A 25,658-nucleotide genomic window follows, 5' to 3' on the forward strand; every position below is an offset into this window, starting at 1 on the left:
TGCGCAACGGCCCGGCCATAATTTCAACCAATCAAAAAACAATCGGCATCAACAAACTTGGCACACTATTGAGTTCTCAAACAACAGGTCACTATTCCAGAGCAGTACCAACCAAAACCCAAAAGGCCTCAGAATCGCTCCGGAGCAACTTTTCAAACTTACCCGATCAACCAGATCTTTGCAAATCAGCGTTTCCGCGATTTCCGATCCAAGTCTCGGCCCCACCATCACAGGCACGCTCAAAAGCGGACCATATTCCAGGCTGTTATCAAAGGGGGTCGGCCCCCGCAGCTCTCAGCACCAGGCTGTCTCACTCGCGGCGACTCAGAAGACATTACACGCCCACCAGCCCCGACACAAATCCACCCCCACACCACCCAAAACCCCGCAAACACACGCCAAACACCCCCACCCAAGACCCAAAACCAGCCCAAAACCACCAAAACAACTTTCCGTGAAGCCCGTCACACCAACCAAACCCCATCACCCCGCCCACCAAACACCAAACCCAGCCACCGCCGTCGAACCCTGCTCCCCCCAACCTCCATCCCGACAGAACCTGAGACAACAAACCCCAAAACCCGTCGCGATGTGAGAGAAGGATGCTCGAAAACAACGACGATGTGAGAGTAGGATGCTCGAGAACAACGACGATGTGAGCGAGCAACTTTCCCCAGCAAAACACCGCTTAAACGCAGAAAAGGCCGGCAACCATAACGGTTGCCGGCCCTTTCAGGTAGACCGATGATCGGGAAATTAGGCTGAAACCTCAATGGTCGCCAGGTTCTTCTTGCCGCGTCGAAGGAGCAGGTACCGGCCATGAAGGAGCTCGTCCTGGGCGATGACGGCGTCGGGATCGGACACCTTCGTGTTGTTCACGTAGGCGCCGCCTTCCCCTACGGTGCGGCGTGCTGCCGACTTGCTGTCGGACAAACCGGAGGCAACCAGCAAGTCAACGATTCCGAGACCATCGGCGCCGATTTTCGCTGACGGAAGTTCCGCCGTCGCTGATTCCAGGGTGCGCTCGTCCAGAACGGTGAGGTCGCCGTTGCCGAATAGAGCTGCGGAAGCGGCGATGACCTTTTCGGTTGCGTCGATGCCGTGCACCAGTGAGGTGACCTCGAACGCAAGCTTCTTCTGGCCTTCGCGTGCAAAAGGGCGCTCGGCAACAGACTGGCCAAGCTCTTCAATTTCTGCCCGCGACAGGAACGTGAAGACCTTCAGCCGGTCGACAACATCGGCATCGGCCGTGTTCAGCCAGAACTGGTAGAACGCGTACGGACTGCACATTTCTGGGTCCAGCCAAATGGCGTTGCCCTCGCTCTTGCCGAACTTAGTGCCGTCCGAGTTGGTGATGAGAGGCGTACCCAGAGCGTGGACGCTCTTGCCCTCCACCTTGCGGATGAGTTCGGTGCCGCTGGTGAGGTTGCCCCACTGGTCCGACCCGCCGGTCTGCAGCGCGCAGCCGTAGTCGCGGAACAGCTGGAGGTAGTCCATGCCCTGCAGGATCTGGTAGCTGAACTCGGTGTAGCTGATGCCCTCGTCGGAGCTCAACCGCGACGCGACAGCATCCTTGCGCAGCATGGTGCCCACCCGAAAGTGCTTGCCGATTTCACGCAGGAAGTCGATGGCGCTCAGCGGGGCAGTCCAGTCCAGGTTGTTGACCATGCGCGCCGCGTTGTCGCCCTCAAAGCTTAGGAAACGGCGTACCTGGCCCTGAAGGTAGCCGACCCACTCCGCAACGGTGTCCTTCGTGTTCAAGGTGCGTTCCGCCGTCGGACGTGGATCGCCGATCAGGCCCGTGGATCCGCCAATCAGGCCGAGCGGCTTGTGGCCGGCCAGCTGCAAGCGACGCATGAGAAGGAGCTGCACCAAGTTGCCCAGGTGAAGCGACGGGGCGGTGGGATCAAAGCCACAGTAATACGTGATCGGGTCCCCGGCGAGCAGCTTTTCCAGTTCCGTTTCATCGGTGGAAACGTGGACAAGGCCGCGCCATTTGAGCTCCTGCCAGATGTTGGCAAAGGCGGGATCGTTGTGCTGGGACTCGATGTTGTTTACGTGTGACACGAGATCTAAGTTAGCAGGATTGTTGAGTTGGCTTTTCCTAGCGTTCGATGCCGGCAGGGAGCGGCGCCGCGGCGATGAGCCTGAGCCGCTGGGTGGGCCGGGTCATAGCAACGTAGAGGTCACCCACCTTGCCGTGCTCATGGTTGAGCATTGCTGCCGGTTCCAGGACGATGACGCCATCAAATTCAAGGCCCTTCGCTTCCTTGGGACTGATGACCACGATGTCCTGCTCGTAGCTTCCGGCTCCAGTGCCGATACGACGGCCATAGATCCCACGAAGTGCCGCAGCCGCCTCGGGCAGCAGCGGCCCGTCGGCAATCACAGCGAGCAAGCCGCCGTCGATCGCTTCGACTTCCTCCGGCAGGACCTCGACCAGGCGCGCAACGATGCCGTCCGCTTCGACTCGGTCCACGATGGGTGACCATTTGCCTTCGCGAACCGCCTTGGGGGCGGAGACCACAAGGCCCGCGCGGTTGGCCATCCGGACAGCGGCCTCGGCAATCTGGGATGGCGTGCGGTAGTTGACGGTGAGTTCTTCAAGCTGCCAGCGGTCACCGAACGACGGCGCCAGCGCGCTTTGCCACGAATTGGCACCAGCCGCGGCACTCGTCTGGGCGATGTCCCCCACGATCGTGAAGGACTTCAGGGGGCAGCGCCGAACGAGGAGCCGCCACTGCATGGCCGAAAGTTCCTGCGCCTCATCAACCACGATGTGGCCGAAAGCCCAAGAACGGTCGCTCGTGGCACGCTCGGCTGCGGTGAGCCGGTTCTCACGTTCCTGGTTCTGGTCTGCCAGTTCTTCGGCGCTCACCAGGACATCCACGCCCATGGCTTCCATGTTGGCCAGGGTCTGCTTGGCGTTGGCGAGATCGCGGGCGCGGTCGGCTTCCTGCTGGGCCAATCCCCTGCCCGCGGCAGGATCCAGCTCACCCAGCAGCTCGGCAGCTTCGTCCAGGAGCGGCACGTCCGCCTCGGTCCAGGGAGCATCTGCTGGCCGTTGCAGGAGGGATCGCTGTTCCGGCGTGAGGTGCGGTGTACAGGCTTCGAGGATGGCGGGCTTGCTGAAGAGCTCGGAGATCAGCTTCTCCGGTGTCATCGGCATCCAGCACAGGTTCAATGCGATACGGACGTCCCGGGCAGACCGGACGTCTTCGGCGAGGTAGGCGCGATCGGCGTTATTGCCGATGTTCGATTCCTCGACGAGGTCCGTTAGCTGCTCCGTGAGCTCACGGAGGAGGATCTTGACGAACGTCAGCCGGGCTTCGTTGTGGGGTTTGCCGGTGGCCCGGGCCTTTTCCCGTGCGCGGCGGACCTGGCGGACGGTCAGCGTCAACTTGCGGGAATCCACTTCGAGAATGCGATCTTCTGCTGGGGTACGCTGCCGGTTTGCTACAGCGTTGGCCACCACCGTGGCCATGTCGAGCTTGCCCTTGAGCGCAGCGACGTCAGGATCTTCCTCGGGAACAGCGTGAATTCCGGGCATGAGTCGGCCAAGACTGGCCATGACGACGCCGGTCTCGCCGAGCGAGGGCAGCACACGCTCGATGTAGTGCATAAAGGACGACGACGGTCCCACCAGCAGCACGCCGGCACTCTTGAGGCGATCACGGTGCGTGTAAAGGAGGTAGGCCGCGCGGTGCAGTGCCACTGCGGTCTTACCAGTGCCCGGACCTCCCTGCACAACGAGCGCGCCCGAGATCGAGGACCTGATGATCCTGTCCTGCTCGGACTGGATGGTTCCCACGATGTCCGACATGCGGCCCGTGCGCTTGGAATTCAGGGCCGCAAGGAGTGCGCCCTCGCCTTGCAGGGAATCGTTGTCCGCGAGCATCCCGGCATCCAGGACATCGTCCTCGATCGCCTTCACGTCGCGGCCTTGCAAGATCAGGTGCCGACGGCGGCGCACACCTTGGCGGTCGAACGCGGTGGCCTGGTAGAAGTGGCCGGCTTCGGGGGCGCGCCAGTCAACCATGAGCCGCTGGAGATCGGCCGTAGACAGCCCGATGCGGCCAATGTACTGAGCCTCACCTGAGTCCAGGTCCAGGCGGCCGAAAACCAGACGGTCATCGACGGCGTCGAGCTGGGCAAGGCGGTCCTCGTACAGTGCCGCGAACGCGTCACGTTCCGAAACGTTTTGCATGGTTCCCACTGCACCGGCCTTGCGCACCTGCGCCAGCTGGGCGCGCTTTTCTGCGCGCAGCTCATCGAGCCGGGCGTACAGCCCGGCAACGTATTCCTGCTCGTGGACCAAATCAGCGTCGTGCATCGAACCGTAACCCCTATCGCAAAAGACAGACCTACCATTCTACAGCGATTTTGGTAAACATGTGGGGTGCGGGCCATATGGCGGACCAGCGTCCCAGTCAGCCCCAGTTGCTTCGTTCACGCCCCGTTGCTTGTTCAGGCCCGGTTGCGGGGCCGTGCCGCTTTGTACCGTGAAACCGTCGGATCATCTTCGATCCAGAAACGCCAGGGATAGTCGGTACTTCCACCGGGCCCGGCCACTCCAACCCTCGGTCCGCTGGCCACCGCCGCTGCCGGCGTCCTGGGCAACCACAGGCTGAATGGTGAGGCGAGCGCGTCACGGCCGGTGTCCGCCGTCGTAAGTCCCAGTGCCGAGGCGAGCCGCGCCGGTCCACTTGCCAAATCTTTGTGGGCTTTGGAGGCAGGCCTACGTAGGGTGGCGAGCCCCTCCCCTTCGACAATCTCCCCGGCCCGCAGAAGCAACGCCGACGGCGAGCCTCCGGGACCGCAGACGATGTTGGCGCAGTAGTGCATTCCGTAAGTGAAGTAGACGTACAGGAACCCCGGCGGTCCGAACATGGGCGCGTTACGGGCAGTGGGACCTCCGAAAGTGTGCGATCCAGGATCGGGGTGTTCGGAATCGCGGGGGCCCATATAGGCCTCCACTTCAGTGAGTCTCACCGCGACAGGTCCGGCTTCGGACTTGTGCGTGAGCACCGCGCCGAGGATCAGTGGGGCGATGAGACGGGGGTCGCCCTCGAGGAACTTACGCACTTTTTCGGGATCGCTGACTCCCTTCTCCATGGACGAGCTCATGCCCAGACCCTAGCAAAAATCGTGGAACGGCCATGTCCGATTTCCGCTAGCAGCGGACGTGGACTCCTGACAGGATGAAGGAATGGACTTCTGGCAGCGCTACCGGGCAATTGATGCCCGCGACACCCGCTTCGACGGACAATTCTTCACAGCCGTCAGTTCGACTGGTATCTACTGCCGGCCGTCCTGCCCCGCCCGGACGCCTAAGGCCGAGAACGTCACGTTCTACGAGACCTCAGCCGCTGCCCACGAAGCCGGGTACCGCGCTTGCAAGCGATGTCTCCCCGAGGCCGTCCCCGGAACACCGGCTTGGAACATCCGATCTGACGTTGCCGGCCGTGCAATGCGTTTGATCAACGACGGCGTTATCACCCGCGAGGGGGTTGACGGCCTGGCGCACCGCCTGGGCTACTCGGCGCGCCAGCTCAACAGGATCCTCAGCCACGAACTCGGTGCCGGTCCCCTCTCGCTGGCGCGGGCAAGCAGGGCCCAGACTGCCAGGACGCTGCTGGTCTCCACAGACATGCTCCTCGCCGACGTCGCCTTCGCTTCCGGCTTCAACAGCGTGCGGCAATTCAACGACACCATTGGTGAGGTGTTCGCGATGACGCCGACGGCGTTGCGTGCCACGGGTGCGAAATCGGGAGTTCGTCGGGGTGCTGCCGCGCCGACTGCACTGACGCTTAATCTGCCTTACCGGGAGCCATTTGATCCAGGCATCTTCGACTTCCTGGCCGTCCGTGCGATTCCCGGAATTGAAGTGGCACGTTCCGAAGCCGACGGAACCAGAAGCTACGGGCGCACGCTCCGCCTCCCCCGAAGCACCGCCTCCTTCTTCGTGGTGTACAACCCCTCGACGCCGGGCAAGCCGTTGCAATTGACGGCCACTGCCGTGGACCTGCACGATCTTCCTGCCTTGTTGAGCCGCGTCCGGAGATTATTCGACCTGGACGCGGACCCGCAGGCAATCGACGAAGCCCTCGGCATGGACCCTCGGCTCACGGGTCGCATTAAGACGATTCCCGGAATTCGCGTGCCGGGTGCGGTCGACCCCCAGGAATTACTCATCAGGGCAATGATTGGTCAGCAAATAACAGTTGCTGCTGCTCGAACGGCACTGACTCAGTTGTCCGTCGTTGGCTCCCTCGCGGGGGCGCCTTCGCCCGGGCTGGAACGGCTGTTTCCGACGGCGGCTGAAATCGCCGAACACGGACGCGAGCTGCTGCGGGGACCTCGGCGGCGCATCGAGTCCGTCATAGCTGCGGCCGAAGCTATGGCCACAGGGGCCCTTGAGTTGGGCTACGGCGACGACGTTGCCGCGCTGGAGCGCAAGCTGCTGCCGCTGCCAGGAGTTGGGCCATGGACTGTAGGGTACGTCGCCATGCGGGTGCTCGGAGCGCCGGACGTTTTCCTGGCTAATGACGCGGCAGTTCGCAACGGGTTGAGAGTACTCCCGCCTGGCGCTGACCTCAGCCCTGACTTCGGGGAAGTGAGCCCTTGGCGGTCATACGCCACCATGCACTTGTGGCGGGCGGCAGCAAAGCCCAAAGATTCGTAGCTCCCGTTTCCTCTCGCACATCCCGGCGCCCTTCCGCGATTCCTCTCGCACATCGCGGCGCCTTTTCTCGATTCCTCTCTCACACCCCAACACCTTTTCGCGGTTCCTCTCTCACACCCCAACACCTTTTCGCGATTCCTCTCTCACACCCCCAACGCGGCAGCAAGTGAGAAAGGAACCTGGAAGGGAGTGTCCGTTTAACGGTGGATTCGGGTGCTGGCGTTCATGTGATTCTGCCTTCGAAGGTGATGACCTGGAAAACCACCGCGGAAAGTGAGAGAGGAACCGGGAAAACACCGCTGGAAGTGAGAGAGCGTCGCCGAAAACGCTTCAGGATCTGAGAGAACATTTCCATAGGGACAACGACTCGTAGCTCCCTTCCTCTCCTATAACCCGGCTTCTCCCATAACCCCGCGTCGGCATTCAGCCGCGAGCCGACGTCGTACTCTTTCCCTGAAACGTCGGGAAGTGAGAGAAGAACCGGCAAAACGCGGCGGGAAGTGAGAGAAGAACCGGCAAAACGCCGCAGGAAGTGAGAGAGCATCGCCCTAGCGGGCTGCGGGAAGTCCTGCGGGCCATGGGAGTAGGTCGGGCAAGTCGACGCCGTCGGCAGCCGCGGTAGCTCGCAGGCTTCCCAGGCTCGGTTCGCGGCCGGCGAGCCATGCAGCAATATCCGTAAGCATGCCCGTGATGGCAATCGATGTACTGCCGGTGCCAATGACCTGCTGGGGCAGTCCCGTGGGCTGCAAGACAAATTTGTACTTCTCCGGAACGCGCGCCTCGAGGAAAGTGAACAGGTGCTCGCAGAAGGGGCGGCTCCAGGTTTCCGGACCGTAGCCCAAGCCCACGTCCGAAGCGTGGATGGTAAGTTCGCGCCACAGCGCCAGACCGCCGTCGAGGACGGTTCCGTTCCGGTAGCTGACGCGTGCTTCCCAGTCGTCCGGTTCCAAGGCGTCGAACGCGGCGAGTGCGGACTCCAGCGCAGCGGTAACACTTGCCGTGTGCTGCGCGAGGCTGTGCCCGGCGGCCAGCTCGATGGCCTTGTTACGGCCCTCCATGCCGCCGTCGTACAGTTCCACAGCCTCACCGCGCCGAGCGTACTCGAGCTGGCGGGCCATGGCGCGCGAAATCCCGGCAATATGGGCAAGGACGTGGCCACGTGTCCAACCCGGGAGCTCCGACGGTTGGGTCACGGAGGGCTCGTCCAGTTTGGACAGGATGCGGGTAACGATGTCGGCGGCTTTGTGAAGCTCTTCGGGCAGCGCCCCAGTGGTGATCTGAGTCATAGCGCCATGCTAACGCACCCCTTAAAGCCCTGTGGGACAGCACGTGATGTGCCATCCCACAGGATTGATGGTGCGTTTAGCCGGCGTAACTGCGCGCTGCGTCCAGTTCTGCCTTGAGCGCCACCAATTGGCGTTCGACGGCGGCCGGTGCAGTTCCGCCCTGCGAGTTGCGGCTGTTGAGCGAACCTTCGGTGCTGAGCACGCTGCGGACCTCGGGAGTCAAGTGCTCCGAGATCGCTGAATACTCTTCATCTGTCAGGTCCCACAGTTCAACGCCACGGCTTTCGGCCTGCTTGACCGCAGCGCCGGACAGCTCGTGTGCTTCACGGAAGGGGACTCCCTGGCGGACGAGCCATTCGGCGATGTCAGTAGCCAGCGCAAAGCCCTGGGGAGCCAGGGACTCCATGCGCTCGGTGTTGAACTTGAGGGTGGCGATCATGCCGGACACGGCCGGAAGCAACAGCTCCAACGTGTCGGCGGCGTCGAAGACCGGTTCCTTGTCCTCCTGCAGATCGCGGTTGTACGCGAGAGGCAGGCCCTTGAGCGTTGCCAGCAGTCCGGTCAGGTTGCCGATGAGACGCCCAGCCTTGCCACGGGCCAGCTCGGCAACGTCCGGGTTCTTCTTCTGCGGCATGATCGAGGACCCAGTGGAGTACGAGTCGTGCAGCGTCACGAAGGAGAATTCCTTGGTTGCCCAGAAAATGACTTCCTCGGAGATCCGGGAAAGATCAACGCCAATCATGGAGCAGACCCACGCGAACTCGGCGAAGACATCGCGGGAGGCAGTGCCATCGATCGAGTTGTGGACGGCCGAGAAGAAGCCCAAATCGGCTGCCACGGCCTCGGGATCCAGTCCCAACGACGAACCCGCCAGGGCACCCGAACCGTACGGCGAAACTCCCGCACGCTTGTCCCAGTCCTGGAGGCGCTGTACATCGCGCAGCAATGCCCACGCGTGGGCAAGGAGGTGATGGCTCAGCAACACCGGCTGGGCATGCTGCAGGTGCGTCCGGCCAGGCATGGCCACACCTGGGTGTGCCTGGGCCTGATCGACAAGGGCATCAATGGTGGCAAGGACCCCACTGGCAATGATCCGTGCGTGATCGCGCAGGAACATGCGGCCGAGCGTTGCCACTTGATCGTTGCGGGAACGGCCGGCACGGAGCTTGCCGCCCAACTGTGTTCCGGCACGCTCGATCAGGCCACGTTCCAGCGAACCATGAACGTCTTCATCGCTCTCGGCTGGCAGGTAGGCGCCGCTGGCCACGTCCTCGTCCAGCTGGGTGAGGGCGGCAAGCATGCCTTCAAGCTCGGCGTCGTCCAGCAGTCCGGCCTTGGCCAGCACGCGGGCGTGAGCCTTGGAGCCAGCGATGTCGTAGCGGGCAAGCCGCCAGTCAAAGTGCGTGGACTTGCTCAGTGCGGCCAGCGCATCGGCGGGGCCGCCGGCGAACCGGCCGCCCCACAATGCGCCTTCGTTTGTCGCCGACGTCATTACTCGCCTGCAACCCGGAGGTCGCGGCCCGAGGCAACCTTGGAGGACATGCCCCACAGCTCGATGAAGCCACGCGCCATGGACTGGTCGAAGGTGTCGCCCGTGTCGTACGTGGCGAGGTCGAAGTCGTAGAGCGAGGTCTCGGAGCGACGACCGTTGACGATTGCCTGGCCGCCGTGGAGAACCATGCGGATGTCACCGGAGACGTACTTCTGGGTGTCCTCGATGAAGGCGTCCAAGGAACGCTTCAGCGGGGAGAACCACTGTCCGTCGTAAACCAGTTCTGCCCAGCGCTGGCCAACCGTGGCCTTGAAGCGGGCCTGCTCGCGCTCAATGGTGATGTCCTCTAGGTGCTTGTGCGCAGTGATCAGCGCCATGGCACCCGGAGCTTCGTAAATTTCGCGGGACTTGATGCCCACCAGACGGTCCTCGACGACGTCGATGCGGCCAACGCCTTGTGCGCCTGCACGGCGGTTCAGTTCCTGGATGGCCTGCAGCGGGGTGACCTTGACGCCGTCGATGGCTACCGGCACGCCAGCCTGGAAGGAAATGGTGACCTCATCCGGAGCCGGCGGGAATTCCGGGGTGGCGGTGTAGTCGTAGATGTCCTTGGTGGGGGCGTTCCAGATGTCCTCGAGGTAGCCGGTCTCGACGGCGCGTCCCCAGACGTTCTGGTCGATCGAGTACGGGTTCTTCTTGGTGGTCTCGATCGGCAGACCCTTTTCCTCGGCGAAGGCGATGGCCTTGTCGCGGGTCAGGGCGAGGTCGCGGACCGGTGCGATGCACTTCAGGTCCGGACCGAGGGTCTGGATGCCAACTTCAAAGCGAACCTGGTCATTGCCCTTGCCCGTGCAGCCGTGAGCGACGGTGGTGGCACCAAATTCGCGGGCAGCCTTCACCAGGTGCTTCACGATCACCGGACGCGAGATAGCCGAAACCAGCGGGTAGTGGCCCTGGTAGAGGGCGTTGGCCTTCAGCGTGGGCATGGCGTATTCGTTGGCGAACTCATCGCGGGCGTCGGCCACGTAAGCCTCGACGGCGCCGCAACCCAGGGCGCGCTGGCGGATGGTCTCCAGGGACTCGCCGCCCTGTCCGACGTCGACGGCCACAGCGATGACCTCGGCGCCGGTGGCTTCACCGATCCAGCCGATGGCTACGGACGTATCAAGGCCACCGGAGTAGGCCAGAACAATGCGCTCAGTCACGAGAGTGCTCCTTTGTTGTTGCTTGGTTCATTTGAAATCAATGCTGTAAAAGTCATGGGCCGCGTCCACGGCGGTTAGTTTCCGGGTCCGGCTTCCTCGGCCAGTTGCAGGAAACGAGCCGCGAGTTCCGCCCCGCCGTCGGGATCCCTGGCAACCAACAGCAGAGTGTCGTCGCCTGCGATCGTACCCAATACCGACGGCATGACGGAGTGGTCGATGGCCAGTGCCAGGAAGTTCGCGGCCCCAGGAGGGGTTCGCAGGACCACAATATTGCCCGATGCCTCCGCGGTAACGAGCAGTTCTCCGCATAGCCGGGAAAGCCGTGCGTCCAGAATTTCCTGAGTGACGCCGCTCTTGGCATTGCGGTCACCGCCCTCCCCCGGAACGGCGTAGACCAGGGCGCCTTCCTTGCCCCGAACCCTTACCGCGCCAAGTTCCACAAGGTCGCGGGACAGCGTGGCTTGGGTGACCTGAACGCCGTCGTCCGCCAGCAGAGCTGCAAGCTCTGCCTGGGAACGCACGGACTCACCCGTCAGGATCGCGGTGATACGCGCCTGACGGGCAGTCTTGGTGGCCGGGCTTGCGCCCGGAACCGACGGATTCGTGGACACTAGAACGTGCTCTCCCCAGTGCCCTCAACTGGAGAAAGACCGTCAACGAATGCCAGGCCGGAGCGGTGCATCAGCCAGGCCATGAGGGCCTTCTGGGCGTGGAGGCGGTTCTCCGCCTCGTCCCAGACGATCGACTGCGGGCCATCAATGACGCCGGCCGAAATCTCATAACCGCGGTAAGCCGGGAGGCAGTGAAGCACCACGGCGTCGGGCGCGGCCTGTGCCATGGCGGCCTCGTCCACGGAGTAGTCGCGGAACAACTGCATCCGGGCTTCCTTCTCGGCTTCCTGGCCCATGGACACCCAGGTATCCGTGGCCACGACGTCGGCGCCCTTGAGGGCCTCGGCCGCGTCGCTGGTGATCAGCACCGAGCCGCGGGTCTCAGCGGCGCGCTCTTCTGCAGCGGCGACGATGTCGGCTGCCGGCAGGTAGCCTTCGGGGCCGGAAATGCGGACGTGCATCCCTGCGGTCACGCCGGCAAGCAGGTAGGAGTTGGCCATGTTGTTGGCGGCGTCACCGAGGTAGGCCATGGTCAATCCGGCCAGCTCGCCCTTGTGTTCCTTGACCGTCAGGAGGTCGGCCAGGAGCTGGCAGGGGTGGTAATCGTCGCACAGGGCGTTGATGACGGGCACTTTGGAGTTTTCGGCCATGGCCACCAGACCGGAGTGGGCCCCGGTACGCCACACGATGGTGGAGACCATGCGCTCCAATACCTTGGCAGTGTCCTCCACGGATTCCTTGTGGCCGATCTGCGCTTCACCGGGATTGATGATGAGCGCGTTGCCGCCCATGTCGGCAATGCCGGTGGCGAAGGAAACACGGGTGCGGGTGGAGGTCTTGTCGAAGATGACAGCCACGGTCTTGCGGCCGTTGCCTTCGGCGGCAAAGGGTTGGACGCTGTACGGCGCCGCCTTCATGCGGACAGCCAGTTCAAGGACCTCAGCCTGCTCAGCAGGGCTCAGGTCGGTGTCCTTCAGGAAGTGCCGGGTGCTGGTGGAAGTTGTCACTGTGCGTCCTTAGCGGTGGTGGCGGTAGCCGTTGCGATCAAGGAAGGGAGGGCGGCAAGGAACCGGTCAGCCTGTTCGGTGGTCAGGATGAGTGGTGGTGCCAGACGGATGGTCCGCGGGCCGGGGCTGTTGATGATGAACCCGGCGTCCAAAGCGGCCGTGACCATTGCCGGGGCAATGTCGGCTGTCAGGTCGATGCCTATCAGCAAGCCCTCTCCGCGGACTTCGGCAACAGCTTCGACGGCGGAGATTCCGGCACGCAGGTACTCCCCCACAGACTGCACGTTCTGCAGCACGCCCTGGCTTTCGATGGCGTGCAGCGTCGCGAGCGCCGCTGCGGTTGCCACCGGGTTTCCGCCGAAAGTGGTTCCGTGCTGCCCGGCGGTGAGCAGGGCCGACGTCGTACTTCCAAACGTGAGGAGGGCTCCGATCGGGAAGCCGCCACCCAGGCCTTTGGCGAGGGTAATGGCGTCCGGAACGATTCCGGCGTCCTCGCTGGCCAGCCACTTGCCGGTGCGGCCGATGCCGGTCTGGACCTCGTCCAAAATCAACAGGGCGCCAGCCGCCGTGGTGGCTTCGCGGGCTGCCTGCAGGTATTCGGCGCTCAGCGGCCGGACGCCCGCTTCACCTTGGATTGGTTCCAGGAAGACGGCTGCTGTGGATTCGTCGACGGCGGAGCGCAGCGCTTCAATGTCACCGAACGGGATATGGACCACGCCGCCGGGCAGGGGCTCGAACGGTGCCCGGTAGGCTTCCTTGGCCGTGAGCGCGAGGGCGCCCATGGTGCGGCCATGGAAAGCGCCTTCAAGGGCGATGATCTTGGTGCGTTTGGCGTCGCTGTTCCGGCGGGCCAGCTTGAACGCGGCCTCGTTGGCTTCCGTGCCGGAGTTGGCAAAGAAAACCTTGGAACCCGCGGGAGCATTGGTGATGGCCAGGAGCTTTTCGGCCAACGCGATCTGCGTGGGGCTCGTGAAGAAGTTGGAGACGTGTCCCAGCGTGGCGAGCTGGCTGGAGATCACTGAGGTGACGAAGGGGTGGGCGTGGCCCAGCGCGTTCACGGCGATGCCACCGAGGAGATCCAGGTATTCCTTGCCGTCGGCGTCCCACACGAGGCACCCCGCGCCGCGGACCAGGACCCGCTGTGGGGTGCCGAAGACACCCATCAACGACGAGTTGTAGCGGGCCAGCCAGTCGGCGCCTGAGCTGTGGCCGGTGATGGCGTCTGCCGGGGTTTCCACCAGTTCTGCTTCGTTAGCGGTCATGCGGTCACTTCCTCGTCAGGAACAACCTGCGTGCCGATGCCCGCGGTCGTAAAGGTTTCCAGCAGCATTGAGTGCGGCAGCCGGCCATCCACGATGTGCGCGCGTTCCACGCCTTCGTCGATCGCCTTCAGGCACGCAGCCATCTTGGGGATCATGCCCGACTCGAGCCGGGGCAGCATTTCGCGGAGTTCGGTCGCCGTCAGCGATGAGATCAATGACGATTTGTCCGGCCAGTTCGCATAGAGGCCCTCGACGTCGGTCAGGATGACGAGTTTCGTAGCGCCCAGCGCCGAAGCAACAGCTGCGGCCGCTGTGTCCGCGTTGACGTTCAGGACCTGGCCGGTAGTGGGACCGGAACCGTTGCCGTCGTCGAGGATTTCCGGGGCGACCGTCGAGATCACCGGGATGCGGCCGGCGTCGAGGATGTCCTTGATCCCGGCGGGGTCCACGCCTACAACTTCGCCCACCAGGCCGAGGTCGACTTCCTCGCCGTCCACCACCGTGCCAGTGCGGACTGCGCGCAACAGGCCGCCATCCTCGCCGGACATACCAACAGCGTACGGACCATGGGAATTGATCAAGCCCACCAGTTCGCGTCCCACCTGACCGGTGAGGACCATGCGCACCACGTCCATGGCTTCCGGAGTGGTGACGCGCAGTCCACCCTTGAACTCGGACTCGATGCCAAGCCTGCCCAGCATGGAGTTGATCTGGGGGCCGCCGCCGTGGACCACCACAGGGTGGATGCCCACGTGGTGGAGGAACACGATGTCCTCGGCGAAGGCACGGCGGAGATCATCGTTGACCATGGCATTGCCGCCGTATTTGATGACCATGGTGGTTCCGTCGAAGCGCTGGATCCAGGGCAGGGCCTCGATGAGAGTTCCCGCTTTGTCCTGGGCGTCAGACATGGATGTGGTTTCCCGGGTGTGCGCAGTCATAGTCATCCGCTCAGCTCGAGTATGCACTGTTCTCATGCACGTAGTCGTGCGTGAGGTCATTGGTCCAGATGGTTGCCTCGGCGTCGCCGGCCTGAAGGTCGATGTCGACGTGCACTTCACGCGGTTCCAGGTCAACCAGGTTACGGTCCTCGCCGATGCTGCCGTTGCGGCAGATCTGCACGCCGTTCATGGACACGTTGAGCTGGTCCGGCTCGAACACGGCATCCGTGGTGCCCACTGCGGACAGCACCCGCCCCCAGTTGGGGTCCTTGCCGAAAATGGCGGCTTTGAAGAGGTTGGAACGTGCAACGGCGCGGCTAACGATCTCGGCGTCGCGTTCGCTGGCTGCGTTGAAGGTACGGATAGCGATATCGTGGCTGGCACCTTCGGCGTCGCCAATGAGCTTACGTGCCAACTCCGCGCAGACCTTCGTGATGGCCTCGCTCAGCTGCTCCGCTGAGGGCAAAGCCTCCGAGGCGCCGGATGCCAGCAACACCACGGTGTCGTTGGTGGACATGCAGCCGTCAGAGTCCGCGCGGTCAAAGGTGACCCGCGTGGCATCGCGGAGGACGACGTCGAGCTCGTCCGACGGTACCTGGGCGTCAGTAGTGAGGACAACCAGCATCGTTGCCAGGCCGGGGGCCAGCATGCCGGCACCCTTGGCGATGCCGCCAACGGTGAATTGCTTGCCCTCAGCATCAGTTCCCGCGAAGACAGCTTCCTTGGAGACGCTGTCCGTAGTCATGATGGCTGTTGCAGCAGCCGAACCGCCGTCTGCCGAAAGCTCGCCGAATGCGGCTTCAACGCCCGGAAGGATCTTGTCCATGGGCAGTTGCTCACCGATGAGGCCAGTGGAGCAAACCACGACGTCGGAAGCTGAGACTCCCAGTACTTCCGCCACTTTCTCGGCCGTGGCGTGCGTGTTCTGGAATCCCTGCGGACCAGTGCAGGCGTTGGCTCCACCGGAGTTAAGGATCACGGCGTCCACGCGTCCGTCGCTGACCACCTGGCGTGACCAGTGAACGGGAGCAGCGGCTACACGGTTTGAGGTGAAGACAGCAGCAGCGGACTTTTGCGGACCGTCGTTCACAACAAGGGCCAGGTCCGGGTTGCCGGATGCCTTGATGCCCGCTTTGATGCCGGAAGCCCGGAATCCCTTGGGTGCGGTAATGGTCACGGTGCAACTCCCTGCAGGTTCAGGCCGGCGGTTTCGTCCAGGCCGAGGGCAATATTCATGGACTGCACGGCTCCGCCGGCAGTTCCCTTGGTGAGGTTGTCGATGGCGCACGTCACGATCACACGGCCCGCGTGCTGGTCAAAAGCCACCTGCATGACGGCATGGTTGGAACCCTGCACCGACTTGGTAGTGGGCCAGTGGCCTTCCGGCAGGAGGTGGACGAACGGTTCGTCGTCGTAGGAGTCCGCCCAGGCTTGGCGCAGCTCCGCGTAGGTAACGCCGTGACCAACTTTTGCAGTGGCCGTGGTGAGGATGCCACGGCTCATAGGCGCCAAGGTGGGAGTAAAGGAGACGGTCACCGGCTCCCCTGCAGCGTTGGATAATCCCTGCTCGATTTCCGGCGTGTGCCGATGGCCTCCGCCAACACCGTAAGGACTCATGGAACCCATGACTTCGGAGCCGATCAGGTTAACCTTTGCGGCCTTGCCAGCACCGGAAGTACCGGACGCAGAGACAATCACGACGTCGTCCGTCAGGAGGAGATTATTGGCGAACCCGGGAGTCAAGGCGAGCAGGGCCGACGTCGGGTAGCACCCGGGAACGGCGATGCGCTTGGCACCCTTGAGGGCGTCGCGCTGTCCCGGCAATTCAGGGAGCCCATACGGCCAGGTGCCGGCATGGGCGGAGCCGTAAAACTTTTCCCACGTAGCCGCATCCTGCAGGCGGTGGTCCGCCCCGGCGTCGACGACAACCGTGCCTTCCGGCAGTTGGGCAGCGATCTCCGCAGAAGCGCCGTGCGGGAGTGCCAGGAAGACGACGTCATGCCCGGACAGGTTCTCCACAGTGGTGTCTTCCAGAATCCGGCTGGCCAAACCGTGGAGATGCGGCTGCAACTCCCCTAGTCTGGAACCGGCGTTGCTGTGCGCAGTGATAGCACCGATAGTGACGTTCGGATGGCCTGCAAGCAGGCGCAGCACTTCTCCCCCGGCGTAGCCGCTGGCACCGGAGACGGCAACAGAAATAGTCATAGCTCCACTGTACAGCAAAACTATTCATGGTTGCCGATATTTATGCATGCCGTCTTCTGGCAAGTGCAAGGCGTCACATAGGTTAGTGCCGACAGCGTATGCTTAGTGGAGGGTGATCCAGACCGTGCAGTCCGAACGTCGGCTGCAGCGTTGCCCGTTAGCGATACGGGGCACATATATGGCACCCACGTCCACCGCTGAGCGCCCCAAGACACGCGCAATTCAGCCAAACCCCGTTGTTCAAAGCTATTCGGAGCTCCTTAAGAGCGTGAAGGCTGCCGGTCTTCTCGAACGGCGCAGCGGGTTCTACATCTGGCTCTTCGTAGCCCTCATGATCCTCATGGCCGCCACCTGGACAGGCTTCGCCCTCTTGGGTGATTCCTGGTTCCAGCTCCTGATCGCAGCCGCCGTGGGTATCTTCTGTACACAGTTGAGCTTCCTGGCCCACGAGGCCGGACACAAGCAGATCTTCGCTTCCCGTCGTGCGAACGATTGGTCAGCCCGCCTCCTGGCAACAGGAGTCGCAGGCATCAGCTACTCCTGGTGGGAGCAAAAGCACGGTGCCCACCACAACCATCCCAACGTCATTTCCAAGGACCCAGACATCCGGAACAACGCGCTGGTCTTCTATGAAGATGCAGCCGCCGAACGCAAGGGACGCCTGGCCTTCCTGACCAAGAAGCAGGGCTGGTTCTTCTTCCCGCTCCTCACGCTCCTTGGCCTGAGCCTGCAATTCGACTCACTTCGCTTTGTCTTCGGCAAGCAGAAGGTCCGCCACCGCTGGGTGGAGACGCCTATCCTGGTGGCCCGTCTCACCGCTCTTCCGGTCCTCGCATTCACCTTCCTGCCCATCGGTATGGCCTTTGCGTTCCTCGGCGTGCAGATCATGGTGTACGGCTTCTACATGGGTGCTTCGTTTGCTCCCAACCACAAAGGCATGCCCGTCCTTCCCAAGGACAGCCGCGTCGACTTCCTCAACCGCCAGATCCTTACCTCCCGCAATATCTCGGGCGGACGCTTCATGGACTTCCTGCTGGGCGGACTGAACCGCCAGGTTGAACACCACTTGTTCCCTGACATGGCCCGGCCGCACCTTCACAAGGCAGCAGGAATCGTCCGCGAGTTCTGCACGAAGCACTCCATCCCCTACACGGAAACCACGCTGATTCAGTCCTACGGGATAGTAGTCAGCTACCTCAACGACGTAGGCCTGGCAGCTGGCCGCGGCTTCGACTGCCCTGTGGCTTCGACGCACGGACGCTTCTAGGCCTCCACAACCAAGGGCGGCATCCTTCATAGGATGGGTTCTGGAACCGGGCACCGGAAGGACCGTCCCGGAGTAAGGAGCCACCATGACGCACGCCATCGTTGCCCAGCAGCCCGGAGGACCTGAAGTCCTCGAATACGCCTCCGTGGAGCCTCCCACACCTGGTCCCGGGCAGCTGCTGATCAAGGTCGCAGCTGCCGGGGTCAATTTCATAGAGACGTACCAGCGCCGCGGCACCTACAAGGTTGACTACCCCTTCACCCCCGGCGCGGAAGCCGCCGGAACGATCGAAGCGATCGGTGAGGGCGTAGAGGACTTCTCGGTAGGTGACAGGATTGCCACGGCGGAGGCTTCGAAAACCTACGCTGAATACGCCGTCGTGGATGCTTCAAAGGCGCTCCCTGTTCCGGCCGGAGTCGACGACCATACGGCGGCTGCCCTGCCGCTGCAAGGAATCACCGCGCACTACCTCATGAACTCTTCCTTCCGCGTGGAACCCGGCCATACGGTGCTCCTGCACGCAGGAGCCGGCGGCGTGGGACTGCTTCTGACCCAGCTCCTGAAGGCCCGCGGTGCCAGGGTTATCACCACAGTTTCTTCGGATGAAAAGGCCGACCTCTCCAAGCTCGCCGGCGCGGACGAAGTCCTTCGCTATGAAGGCTTCGCGGACAAGGTCCGCGAGCTTACCGACGGCGAGGGGGTGAACGTGGTGTACGACGGCGTGGGCAAGGATACGTTTGACGACTCCCTGCGAAGCCTGCGGATCAGGGGTGCCATGGTGCTCTTCGGCGCCGCGTCAGGGCCGGTCCCCCCGTTCGATCCCCAACGCCTGAATTCCGGCGGGTCCCTGTCATTGACCCGCCCCACGATGGGCCATTTCGTCCAGAACGTCCACGAGCGGCGTTGGCGTTCAGCTGAGATCTTCGAGGCCGCAGCGAACGGTACGCTGGCGGTTCGCGTCGGCGCTACCTACCCCTTGGCCGAAGCGGCCCAAGCGCACCGGGACCTTGAAGGACGCCTCACCACAGGAAAGCTCCTCCTGCTTCCCTAATCGCCCCGCTCAGGGACCGGTCAACGCCGAGACCGCATCCAGCTACTTGGGCAGGCAAGTGAAAAAATCCCCGGAACCAGGAGGTTCCGGGGATTTCGTCGTATAAGAAGGCGTTACCGCTGGACTGCTCCAAAGCGCTCCGCAGCAACTGCTACTGCACCGGCCCGGGCTTCAGAAGCCTCGTCCGCAGTGAGGGTGCGGTCAGCAGCACGGAAGCGAAGGCCGAAGGCCAAGGATTTCTTGCCTTCCTCAATGCCCGGTCCAACGTAGACATCGAACAATGCGACGTCTTCAAGGAGTTCGCCTGCACCTTCACGCAGCGCGGCAAGCACTTGGTCAGCCGGTACGTCCTGCGGAACCACCAAGGCCACATCTTGGGTGGCCACTGGGAATCCGGAGATGTGCTTGGCCACAATGACGTCGGCAGCAGCTTCGAAAAGAGCCTCTACGTTGACCTCGAGGGCCACAGAGCGGGCAGGCATGTCGTGGGCTGCGAGGAGCTTCGGGTGCAGCTCACCGGCGTAGCCCACAACGTCGCCGGATCGCAGCGCGAGCTGGGCTGCACGTCCCGGGTGATATGCCTGGTGGCTTCCCTGGCTGACTGCAAGTTCAACGCCGAGAACGTCGGCGATGAGCCGGGCTACGTCCAAAGCATCGGCCCAGTCCCAGGCACGAGGCGTGTGCGTTGCCGCCGCCGGCGAATCATGGCCAGTCAAGACAGCGGCGATGTGCAGCGGCTGATGCGGGACGCCGTCGTACAGTGCATCCAGTACCTCATCCGAAGGCTTGACGCCCAGCGGTGGGATGGATTCGGTGCCGAGCCTCTCGCCGGGGAGGAAGACCGAACCGGCCTCGTAGAGTGCCAGGTCACGGAAGCCGCGGGAGTGGTTGCGGCGGGCAACCTCGATCAGTCCCGGCAGGATGGACGTACGGAGGTAACCGTGTTCCTCGCTGATGGGGTTCGCCAGCTTCAACGCCGGACGTTCTTCGCTCTCTTCAGGCACACCGAAGGTGTCATTGGCGGCCTTCGAGACGAACGGATAGGACAGGACTTCCGTGAGTCCGGCGTCTGCCAGTGCCTGCACAACGCGGCGCTTCTGCTGTTGGCTGCGGCTCAGGCCACGGCCGGGAGGTGCCACAGGCAAGGTGGCCGGAATGTTGTCATAACCAACCAGGCGGGCAATTTCCTCGGAGAGGTCTTCCTTGGTTTCGAGGTCGTTGCGCCAGCTTGGAGCTGTTACCAGATAACCAGTGGCAGTCTTTTCCACGGCAGCGCCAAGATCCACTAGGGACGTGGTGATTTGCTCTTCCGTGAAGTCGATCCCAATCCGGGCGGCAGCGAACTCTGCCGGCAGTTCGATGGTGACGGCGTCAGGCGCGGTTCCGACGTCGGTGCCGGTCTCGTCGGCGGTGCCACCAGCGAGTTCAACCAAGAGGTCCACGACGCGCTGGGCGGCGATATTGGCGACGTGCCAGTCAACGCCGCGCTCGAAACGCTTGGAAGCCTCGGACGGGAGCTTGTGCCGACGACGCGAACGGGCGATCGATACTTCATCGAAGTGCGCAGCTTCCACCAGGATGTTGGTGGTGGAATCTGAAACCTCTGTGTGGGCACCGCCCATGACCCCGGCGATGCCGATGGCTCCGGAGTCATCGGTGATCAGCAGGTCTTCGACGTCGAGCGTGCGCTCTTTGTCGTCCAGCGTGGTGATCTTCTCCCCCGCAACGGCGCGGCGAACCACGATGTCGCCGGCAAGTTTGTCGAGGTCGTAGCAGTGGTTCGGCTGGCCGAGTTCAAGCATGACGTAGTTGGAGATATCAACCGGCAGGGAGATGGAACGGACGCCGGCCAGGCGAAGACGTGCGGACATCCACGGCGGGGTGGGACGGGAAGCATCCACGCCACGCACCGTCCGTGCCACGAAGCGGTCACAGCCCGGCTTGCCGTAGATGGGGGCGTCGTCGTTGAGCTTGACGCCGTACCCGCCTTGGAGGCTGGCCGGAGCGTTGACCTTGGAGGCCGGGTCAACGAAGGATGTCCCGGTGGCGTGTGCGTACTCGCGTGCCACACCGCGAATGGAGAAGGCGTAGCCGCGGTCCGGCGTGACGTTGATTTCTGCAGCCTGGTCATAGAGACCAAGGAGTTTCATCGCGTCCGTGCCGATTTCCGGATCCAGCCCGATCCGTGAGAGGACCAGGATTCCATCGTGGTCATCGCCGATACCCAGCTCGCGGACGGAAGCGATCATGCCCGCAGACAGGTGACCGTAGGTCTTCCGTGCCGAAATCCGGAAGTCGCCGGGCAGCACAGCTCCGGGAAGCGTGACAACAACTTTGTCGCCTTCCACGAAGTTGTGGGCGCCACAAATGATGCCCTGCACGCCGGAAGGATCGATTCCCTCGCCAGTCAGGGTCTGTTCCTGCCCTTCAGGGACAACACGGACCTGGCACCAGTTGATGGTCTTGCCATTGGATTGCGGTTCCTTGACCAGGCTCAGCACCTGGCCCACCACAATGGGACCCGTGAGTTCATCCGTGGGACGGTGGACTTCTTCTTCTTCAAAACCGACCTTGACCAGGTCCGCCATGACATCTTCGGCCGTAGCATCGGCCGGAACCTGCGCAAATTCACGCAACCAGGAAAGTGGGATACGCACTGTTAGATCTCCATCCCGAAGTGCTCGCTGAAACGTACATCGCCCTCGATCATGTCGCGCATATCGCCGACCTCGTTACGGAACATGAGCGTGCGCTCGATGCCCATGCCGAAGGCAAAACCTGAATACACGTCCGGATCGATGCCGGCAGCCCGGAGGACGTTGGGGTTGACCATGCCGCAGCCACCCCATTCAATCCAGCGGGGACCACCCTTGGCACCGGGGTGCCAGATGTCCAGCTCAGCAGACGGCTCGGTGAACGGGAAGTAGTTCGGGCGCAGGCGAATGGAGGCTTCGTCGCCAAACATCTGGCGGGCGAAGTGCTCCAGCGTTCCACGGAGGTCGGCCATGCTCAGGTTCTTGTCGATCGCCAGGCCTTCGAACTGGTGGAAGACAGGCGTGTGCGTTGCATCGAGTTCATCCGTGCGGAACACCTTGCCCGGGCACAGCACGTAGATGGGCACTTCGCGCTCCAGCATGGAACGCACCTGCACAGGTGAGGTGTGGGTGCGCATCAGCAGATGCGCCTCGGGAGGCTCCACGAAGAACGTATCCTGCATTTCACGTGCCGGGTGGTCAGGTTTGAAGTTCAGGGCGTCAAAGTTGAACCACTCGGACTCGACCTCGGGACCTTCGGCAATCTCCCAGCCCATGCCGACGAAGATGTCCGAAACACGGTCCTGCAGTGTGGACAGAGGATGACGAGCGCCGGCCCGGCGTCGACGCGGAGCAGCCGTGACATCAACGGTTTCCTCCACCAGGATCCGGGCGTCGTTCTCGGCTTCCAGGACTTCGGTCCGCGCTGCGAGCGCTTGGTTGACCCGGCCGCGCGAGGACCCCATGAGCTTTCCGGCGGCAGCCTTGTGCTCCTTGGCGAGGCCACCGATTACACGGTTGGCCAGGCTCAGGGGCGACCTCTCTCCGGTGTGGGCGAGGCGGACAGCCTTGAGTTCTTCGAGGGAGGAGGCAGCCGCAATCGCGGCGATCGCATCCTCAACGGCGGCGTTGATGGCGGCTTCATCCAGCGGATTCGGGATGGCAGCGCCTGGCAAAGTGTCAGTCATCTACTGTTCTTAGCTACGAGTCGGGAGCGGCCGGCATGGCTGGCCTGCAAAACGAAAGGGCAGTGCTCACCGCGGACGGCAGACACTACCCTTCAGTCTAGTTGAAGCTCACAGGCGGAACTTAACCCCGTCGGCTTACTCCCGTCAGCACCCTAAGTACCCGACGTCGGTGGTGCGGCAGGTGGAGGAGGCACCTGGCCGTCGTCGGGCTTTGGTTCTTCCGCCTGCCACTGCGGAGGCTGCGGCGCTTGTGGCTGAACGGGCTGCGCCCCTGGCGTGTAACCCTGCCCTGCCCAATTTTGCTGGGGCGGCTGGAAACCTTGCTGGCCAGGCTGCTGAGGCGCGTAGCCGGGCTGCTGAGGTCCATAACCAGGCTGGTTGTATGGAGTCGCGCCTGCGGGCGCCAGTGCCTGCTGGCCTGACCTCCTGCGCAGCAACACGAACAGGAGCACCAAGGCTGCGGCGATCACCAGTACGGCTACGAGCACCCAGATGATCCACATTGGAACGCCGGGACTGGCCTCAGCCTTTGCCTGGACGGTGGTTTCGTTGATGGCGAGCATGTCGAAGGTGGCCGTATTACCGTCCACCACAGCCCCCTTTGCCTCAACAACCTTGCCCGGGAACGTGAATTTGACGGTTGCTTCGTCGAAGATGGATTTGGCCATTCTGGCTGCGGAGGGATCGCTGCCGCCCGAGCCAGTGACTCCGCCCATGGTGATGACGTAGAAGTCCCCATCCTTCTTCAGCTCGAACGGCGATTCCGAACTCGATGCTTCGGCAAGCTTGGCCGGATCCAGATTAACCGCGCTGATCCGCTTCCCTTTGTACTTATCGTCCTCGTAGTCCACGACTGTGGAGCCCTCGGGGATGTCCATGTCTTCACTGCCGTTGCCATTGGCTTGCATGAATTCGTCGAAGGGCTTCTCGCCAAGGACCGATTTTTGGATGGCGTAGACAACCTCGTAATCGAGGCTCTTTTCGTTGTTGACCTTCACCGCCATGTTGAGCTTGAAGCAACCGGTCAGAGCCACCATGACTGCGATCATCACACCGACGACGCCGATGGCGCGTTTGACGTTCATTTTCCCTCTTCCCCCTAGAGTGCGTAGGCACCAGGCGCGCCCGGTGCGTGAACAGCGTATCCCCGCCGATCCTGCCGTGCCATACGCCACGGGTCTAGCATGTCTTCATGACTCCCGGGCAGCGACTAAGGCAAGTCGCAAACTTCCTGAACCTAACCACTCCGTTGGGGCTCATGGTCGCGCGAGCCTCCCGATCACGCATTTCGCGTGGGCCCCGCGGACTGCTGATAGCAGCAGGGTACGCGTGGAAGCTTCCACACGCCGGAGCGTTCACCGTGGGGAACGTCGTCCTCTACCGTGCAGCGCACGGCGTGGCAGGACGCAATGAGCTGCTCCTTGCCCACGAGGAACGGCACAGCACTCAGTACGCCTATTGCCTGGGGTTGCCGTTCCTCGTTTTCTACGGTGTCGCCGCCGGCTGGTCGATGCTGCGCACGGGCAATCCGGCGTCGAGGAATTTCTTTGAACGGCAGGCTGGACTCGCAGCAGGCGGCTACATTGACCATCGAATCGAGGCCGAAGCATGAAACGCACGATTACCGTTACGGGAACGGCGAGCGCCAAGGCAGTTCCGGACCTGGTGACGCTGACTCTGGGCGTCGAGACGCGGAGGGAGACTGCATCCAAGGCATATGACGACGCCGGTAAGGCGGCCGCCGCCGTCGCCACCAGTTTGCGGGCGGCTGGCGTGCAGGATGCGGATCTTCGCACCAGCGGCTTGAACCTTCGAGCAGACCTGGTGTGGGTGGAGGGGCAAGGACAGAAGGTCGCCGCCTATGTAGCGTCCACTAATGTGCGCGTCGGCATCCGCTCACAAACGCAAGCGGGTGCCACCATCGCTGCGGCCGTGGCCGCCGGTGGGGACGAGATCCGGATCAACGGGATAGAGCAAGGATTTGCGGATATCTCTCCGGTCACCAGCCAGGCGCAGGAAGCAGCGTGGCAGGACGCGTTTCAGCGGGCGGCGCAGTACGCGTCCTTGGCGTCCGCCCGGCTGGGCCCGGTGGTTTCCATTTCCCAGCACCCTCTGCCGGGCTCCCCCATTCCGATGGGTGGACTCCTCAGGGCCTCCGCTGCTGAAGCACTTCCCATCGAGGCTGGCGAGTCGTCCGTGGCGGCAAGCGTCACCGTGGAATGGGAACTCTTGAAGCCCTAGGTCCATCCACCGGGGCCTGAACTGCCGTCCGCACCACCACTGCGATGCCGGCAGCCATGGCCTCGAGCGGCATGGACGGCGTCGCGCTCCCCACGGACACCTGCTGCGGAAGGTAGGGAAGATGGACAAATCCTCCCCGGACACCGTCCTTGGTTGCGAGGGCATGCATCAGTGCATAGAACACGTGGTTGCACACGTAGGTGCCCGCAGACTGGGAGATCTCACCCTTGATGCCTTCGATCTGAAGATTCCGTAGGGCGGCTTTGATCGGCAGCGTCGAGAAGTAAGCTGCCGGGCCGCCAGGAACCACTTCCTCGTCGATGGGCCGCTTGCCCTTGTTATCCGGGACGCGGGCGTCATCGCAATTTATGGCTACACGCTCCAGCGAGACCCTTTCCCGCCCTCCCGCCAATCCAGCGCACACCACGACGTCCGGTGTCAGGGATTCGATGGCTGCCAGCAGGACTGTCGCCGCTTCACCGAACACGCAAGGCAGCTCTAAAGCTTCCACCTTGTGCCCCTCCGAACGAAGGATGTCGCGAGCGCGCTGGACGGCCTGCCAGGAAGGGTTAACGTTCTCTTCGCCAAACGGTTCGAAGCCAGTCAGCAGAATCATGGGCCAACCTTAGCAATGTCCGGAATCGGCATTCGAGGTCCTTGACATTTATTCGAACATACATTCGA

General features: G+C 62.9%; 21 protein-coding genes. 5 read left to right on the forward strand and 16 right to left on the reverse strand.

Going from position 1 to position 25,658, the window contains the following annotated elements:
• Positions 1-756 precede the first annotated feature (756 nt).
• From tyrS to KSW38_RS12315, 3 genes are all read right to left on the reverse strand, one after another.
• Entirely contained in the window at positions 757-2,067 is a 1,311-nt protein-coding gene (gene tyrS, locus KSW38_RS12305) for a tyrosine--tRNA ligase (RefSeq protein ID WP_216925215.1), read from the reverse strand.
• Between the two features lie 37 nt (positions 2,068-2,104).
• Positions 2,105-4,333: a HelD family protein gene (locus KSW38_RS12310; RefSeq protein ID WP_216925216.1), complete on the reverse strand. Its 2,229-nt coding sequence runs from the start codon at positions 4,331-4,333 to the stop codon at positions 2,105-2,107.
• 134 nt (positions 4,334-4,467) lie between these two features.
• Entirely contained in the window at positions 4,468-5,115 is a 648-nt protein-coding gene (locus KSW38_RS12315; protein WP_216925420.1) for a DNA-3-methyladenine glycosylase, read from the reverse strand.
• 94 nt (positions 5,116-5,209) lie between these two features.
• On the opposite strand from KSW38_RS12315, the gene KSW38_RS12320 reads away from it, so the two are divergent.
• A complete protein-coding gene (locus KSW38_RS12320) occupies positions 5,210-6,685 on the forward strand; it encodes an AlkA N-terminal domain-containing protein (RefSeq protein WP_216925217.1) in 1,476 nt (491 codons plus the stop codon).
• A gap of 548 nt (positions 6,686-7,233) precedes the next feature.
• Here KSW38_RS12320 and KSW38_RS12325 read toward each other — a convergent pair.
• From KSW38_RS12325 to argC, 9 genes are all read right to left on the reverse strand, one after another.
• On the reverse strand, positions 7,234-7,971 hold the full coding sequence (locus KSW38_RS12325; protein ID WP_216925218.1) for a maleylpyruvate isomerase family mycothiol-dependent enzyme: 738 nt from the start codon (positions 7,969-7,971) through the stop codon (positions 7,234-7,236).
• 76 nt (positions 7,972-8,047) lie between these two features.
• The gene (argH, locus tag KSW38_RS12330; RefSeq protein ID WP_216925219.1) at positions 8,048-9,463 is read right to left on the reverse strand and encodes an argininosuccinate lyase; all 1,416 of its coding nucleotides are present in this window, start codon (positions 9,461-9,463) and stop codon (positions 8,048-8,050) included.
• Positions 9,463-10,668, reverse strand: a complete 1,206-nt coding sequence (locus KSW38_RS12335; protein ID WP_211711897.1) for an argininosuccinate synthase — start codon at positions 10,666-10,668, stop codon at positions 9,463-9,465. Before KSW38_RS12335 ends, argH begins: the two co-directional genes overlap by 1 nt.
• Positions 10,669-10,742: 74 nt before the next feature.
• Positions 10,743-11,279, reverse strand: coding sequence for an arginine repressor (locus KSW38_RS12340; RefSeq protein WP_216925220.1), 537 nt, complete (start codon positions 11,277-11,279; stop codon positions 10,743-10,745).
• Complete coding sequence (gene argF / locus KSW38_RS12345; protein WP_216925221.1) at positions 11,279-12,286, reverse strand: ornithine carbamoyltransferase; 1,008 nt, start codon at positions 12,284-12,286, stop codon at positions 11,279-11,281. The genes KSW38_RS12340 and argF overlap by 1 nt, the downstream gene beginning before the upstream one ends.
• Positions 12,283-13,548 (reverse strand): acetylornithine transaminase, encoded by a 1,266-nt coding sequence (locus KSW38_RS12350; RefSeq protein WP_216925222.1) that lies wholly within the window; start codon positions 13,546-13,548, stop codon positions 12,283-12,285. The genes argF and KSW38_RS12350 overlap by 4 nt, the downstream gene beginning before the upstream one ends.
• Complete coding sequence (gene argB, locus KSW38_RS12355) at positions 13,545-14,489, reverse strand: acetylglutamate kinase (protein ID WP_216925223.1); 945 nt, start codon at positions 14,487-14,489, stop codon at positions 13,545-13,547. The genes KSW38_RS12350 and argB overlap by 4 nt, the downstream gene beginning before the upstream one ends.
• Positions 14,490-14,499: 10 nt before the next feature.
• A complete protein-coding gene (argJ, locus tag KSW38_RS12360) occupies positions 14,500-15,666 on the reverse strand; it encodes a bifunctional glutamate N-acetyltransferase/amino-acid acetyltransferase ArgJ (RefSeq protein ID WP_216925224.1) in 1,167 nt (388 codons plus the stop codon).
• Entirely contained in the window at positions 15,663-16,694 is a 1,032-nt protein-coding gene (argC, locus tag KSW38_RS12365) for an N-acetyl-gamma-glutamyl-phosphate reductase (protein ID WP_216925225.1), read from the reverse strand. The genes argJ and argC overlap by 4 nt, the downstream gene beginning before the upstream one ends.
• 178 nt (positions 16,695-16,872) lie before the next feature.
• Here argC and KSW38_RS12370 point away from each other — a divergent pair, with 178 nt between their 5' ends.
• Both KSW38_RS12370 and KSW38_RS12375 read left to right on the forward strand, forming a co-directional pair.
• Positions 16,873-17,961, forward strand: coding sequence for a fatty acid desaturase family protein (locus tag KSW38_RS12370; RefSeq protein WP_216925226.1), 1,089 nt, complete (start codon positions 16,873-16,875; stop codon positions 17,959-17,961).
• Positions 17,962-18,046: 85 nt separating this feature from the next.
• Positions 18,047-19,012 carry a quinone oxidoreductase family protein gene (locus KSW38_RS12375; RefSeq protein WP_216925227.1) on the forward strand — a complete coding sequence of 322 codons (966 nt, stop codon included), beginning with the start codon at positions 18,047-18,049 and terminating at the stop codon, positions 19,010-19,012.
• 113 nt (positions 19,013-19,125) lie between these two features.
• On the opposite strand, the gene pheT is transcribed toward KSW38_RS12375, so the two are convergent.
• From pheT to KSW38_RS12390, 3 genes are all read right to left on the reverse strand, one after another.
• On the reverse strand, positions 19,126-21,669 hold the full coding sequence (pheT, locus tag KSW38_RS12380; protein ID WP_216925228.1) for a phenylalanine--tRNA ligase subunit beta: 2,544 nt from the start codon (positions 21,667-21,669) through the stop codon (positions 19,126-19,128).
• Between the two features lie 2 nt (positions 21,670-21,671).
• Positions 21,672-22,733: a phenylalanine--tRNA ligase subunit alpha gene (gene pheS, locus KSW38_RS12385; protein WP_216925229.1), complete on the reverse strand. Its 1,062-nt coding sequence runs from the start codon at positions 22,731-22,733 to the stop codon at positions 21,672-21,674.
• Positions 22,734-22,885: 152 nt separating this feature from the next.
• Positions 22,886-23,818 carry an LppM family (lipo)protein gene (locus KSW38_RS12390; protein ID WP_216925230.1) on the reverse strand — a complete coding sequence of 311 codons (933 nt, stop codon included), beginning with the start codon at positions 23,816-23,818 and terminating at the stop codon, positions 22,886-22,888.
• A gap of 107 nt (positions 23,819-23,925) precedes the next feature.
• Here KSW38_RS12390 and KSW38_RS12395 point away from each other — a divergent pair, with 107 nt between their 5' ends.
• Both KSW38_RS12395 and KSW38_RS12400 read left to right on the forward strand, forming a co-directional pair.
• On the forward strand, positions 23,926-24,345 hold the full coding sequence (locus KSW38_RS12395; protein ID WP_216925231.1) for a hypothetical protein: 420 nt from the start codon (positions 23,926-23,928) through the stop codon (positions 24,343-24,345).
• Positions 24,342-24,974 (forward strand): SIMPL domain-containing protein, encoded by a 633-nt coding sequence (locus tag KSW38_RS12400; protein ID WP_216925232.1) that lies wholly within the window; start codon positions 24,342-24,344, stop codon positions 24,972-24,974. Before KSW38_RS12395 ends, KSW38_RS12400 begins: the two co-directional genes overlap by 4 nt.
• On the opposite strand, the gene pcp is transcribed toward KSW38_RS12400, so the two are convergent.
• Positions 24,943-25,590 carry a pyroglutamyl-peptidase I gene (gene pcp / locus KSW38_RS12405; RefSeq protein ID WP_216925233.1) on the reverse strand — a complete coding sequence of 216 codons (648 nt, stop codon included), beginning with the start codon at positions 25,588-25,590 and terminating at the stop codon, positions 24,943-24,945. The genes KSW38_RS12400 and pcp overlap by 32 nt on opposite strands.
• Between the last annotated feature and the right edge of the window lie 68 nt (positions 25,591-25,658).

Source organism: Paenarthrobacter aromaticivorans (assembly GCF_019038615.1).
GTDB classification, from domain to species: domain Bacteria; phylum Actinomycetota; class Actinomycetes; order Actinomycetales; family Micrococcaceae; genus Arthrobacter; species Arthrobacter aromaticivorans.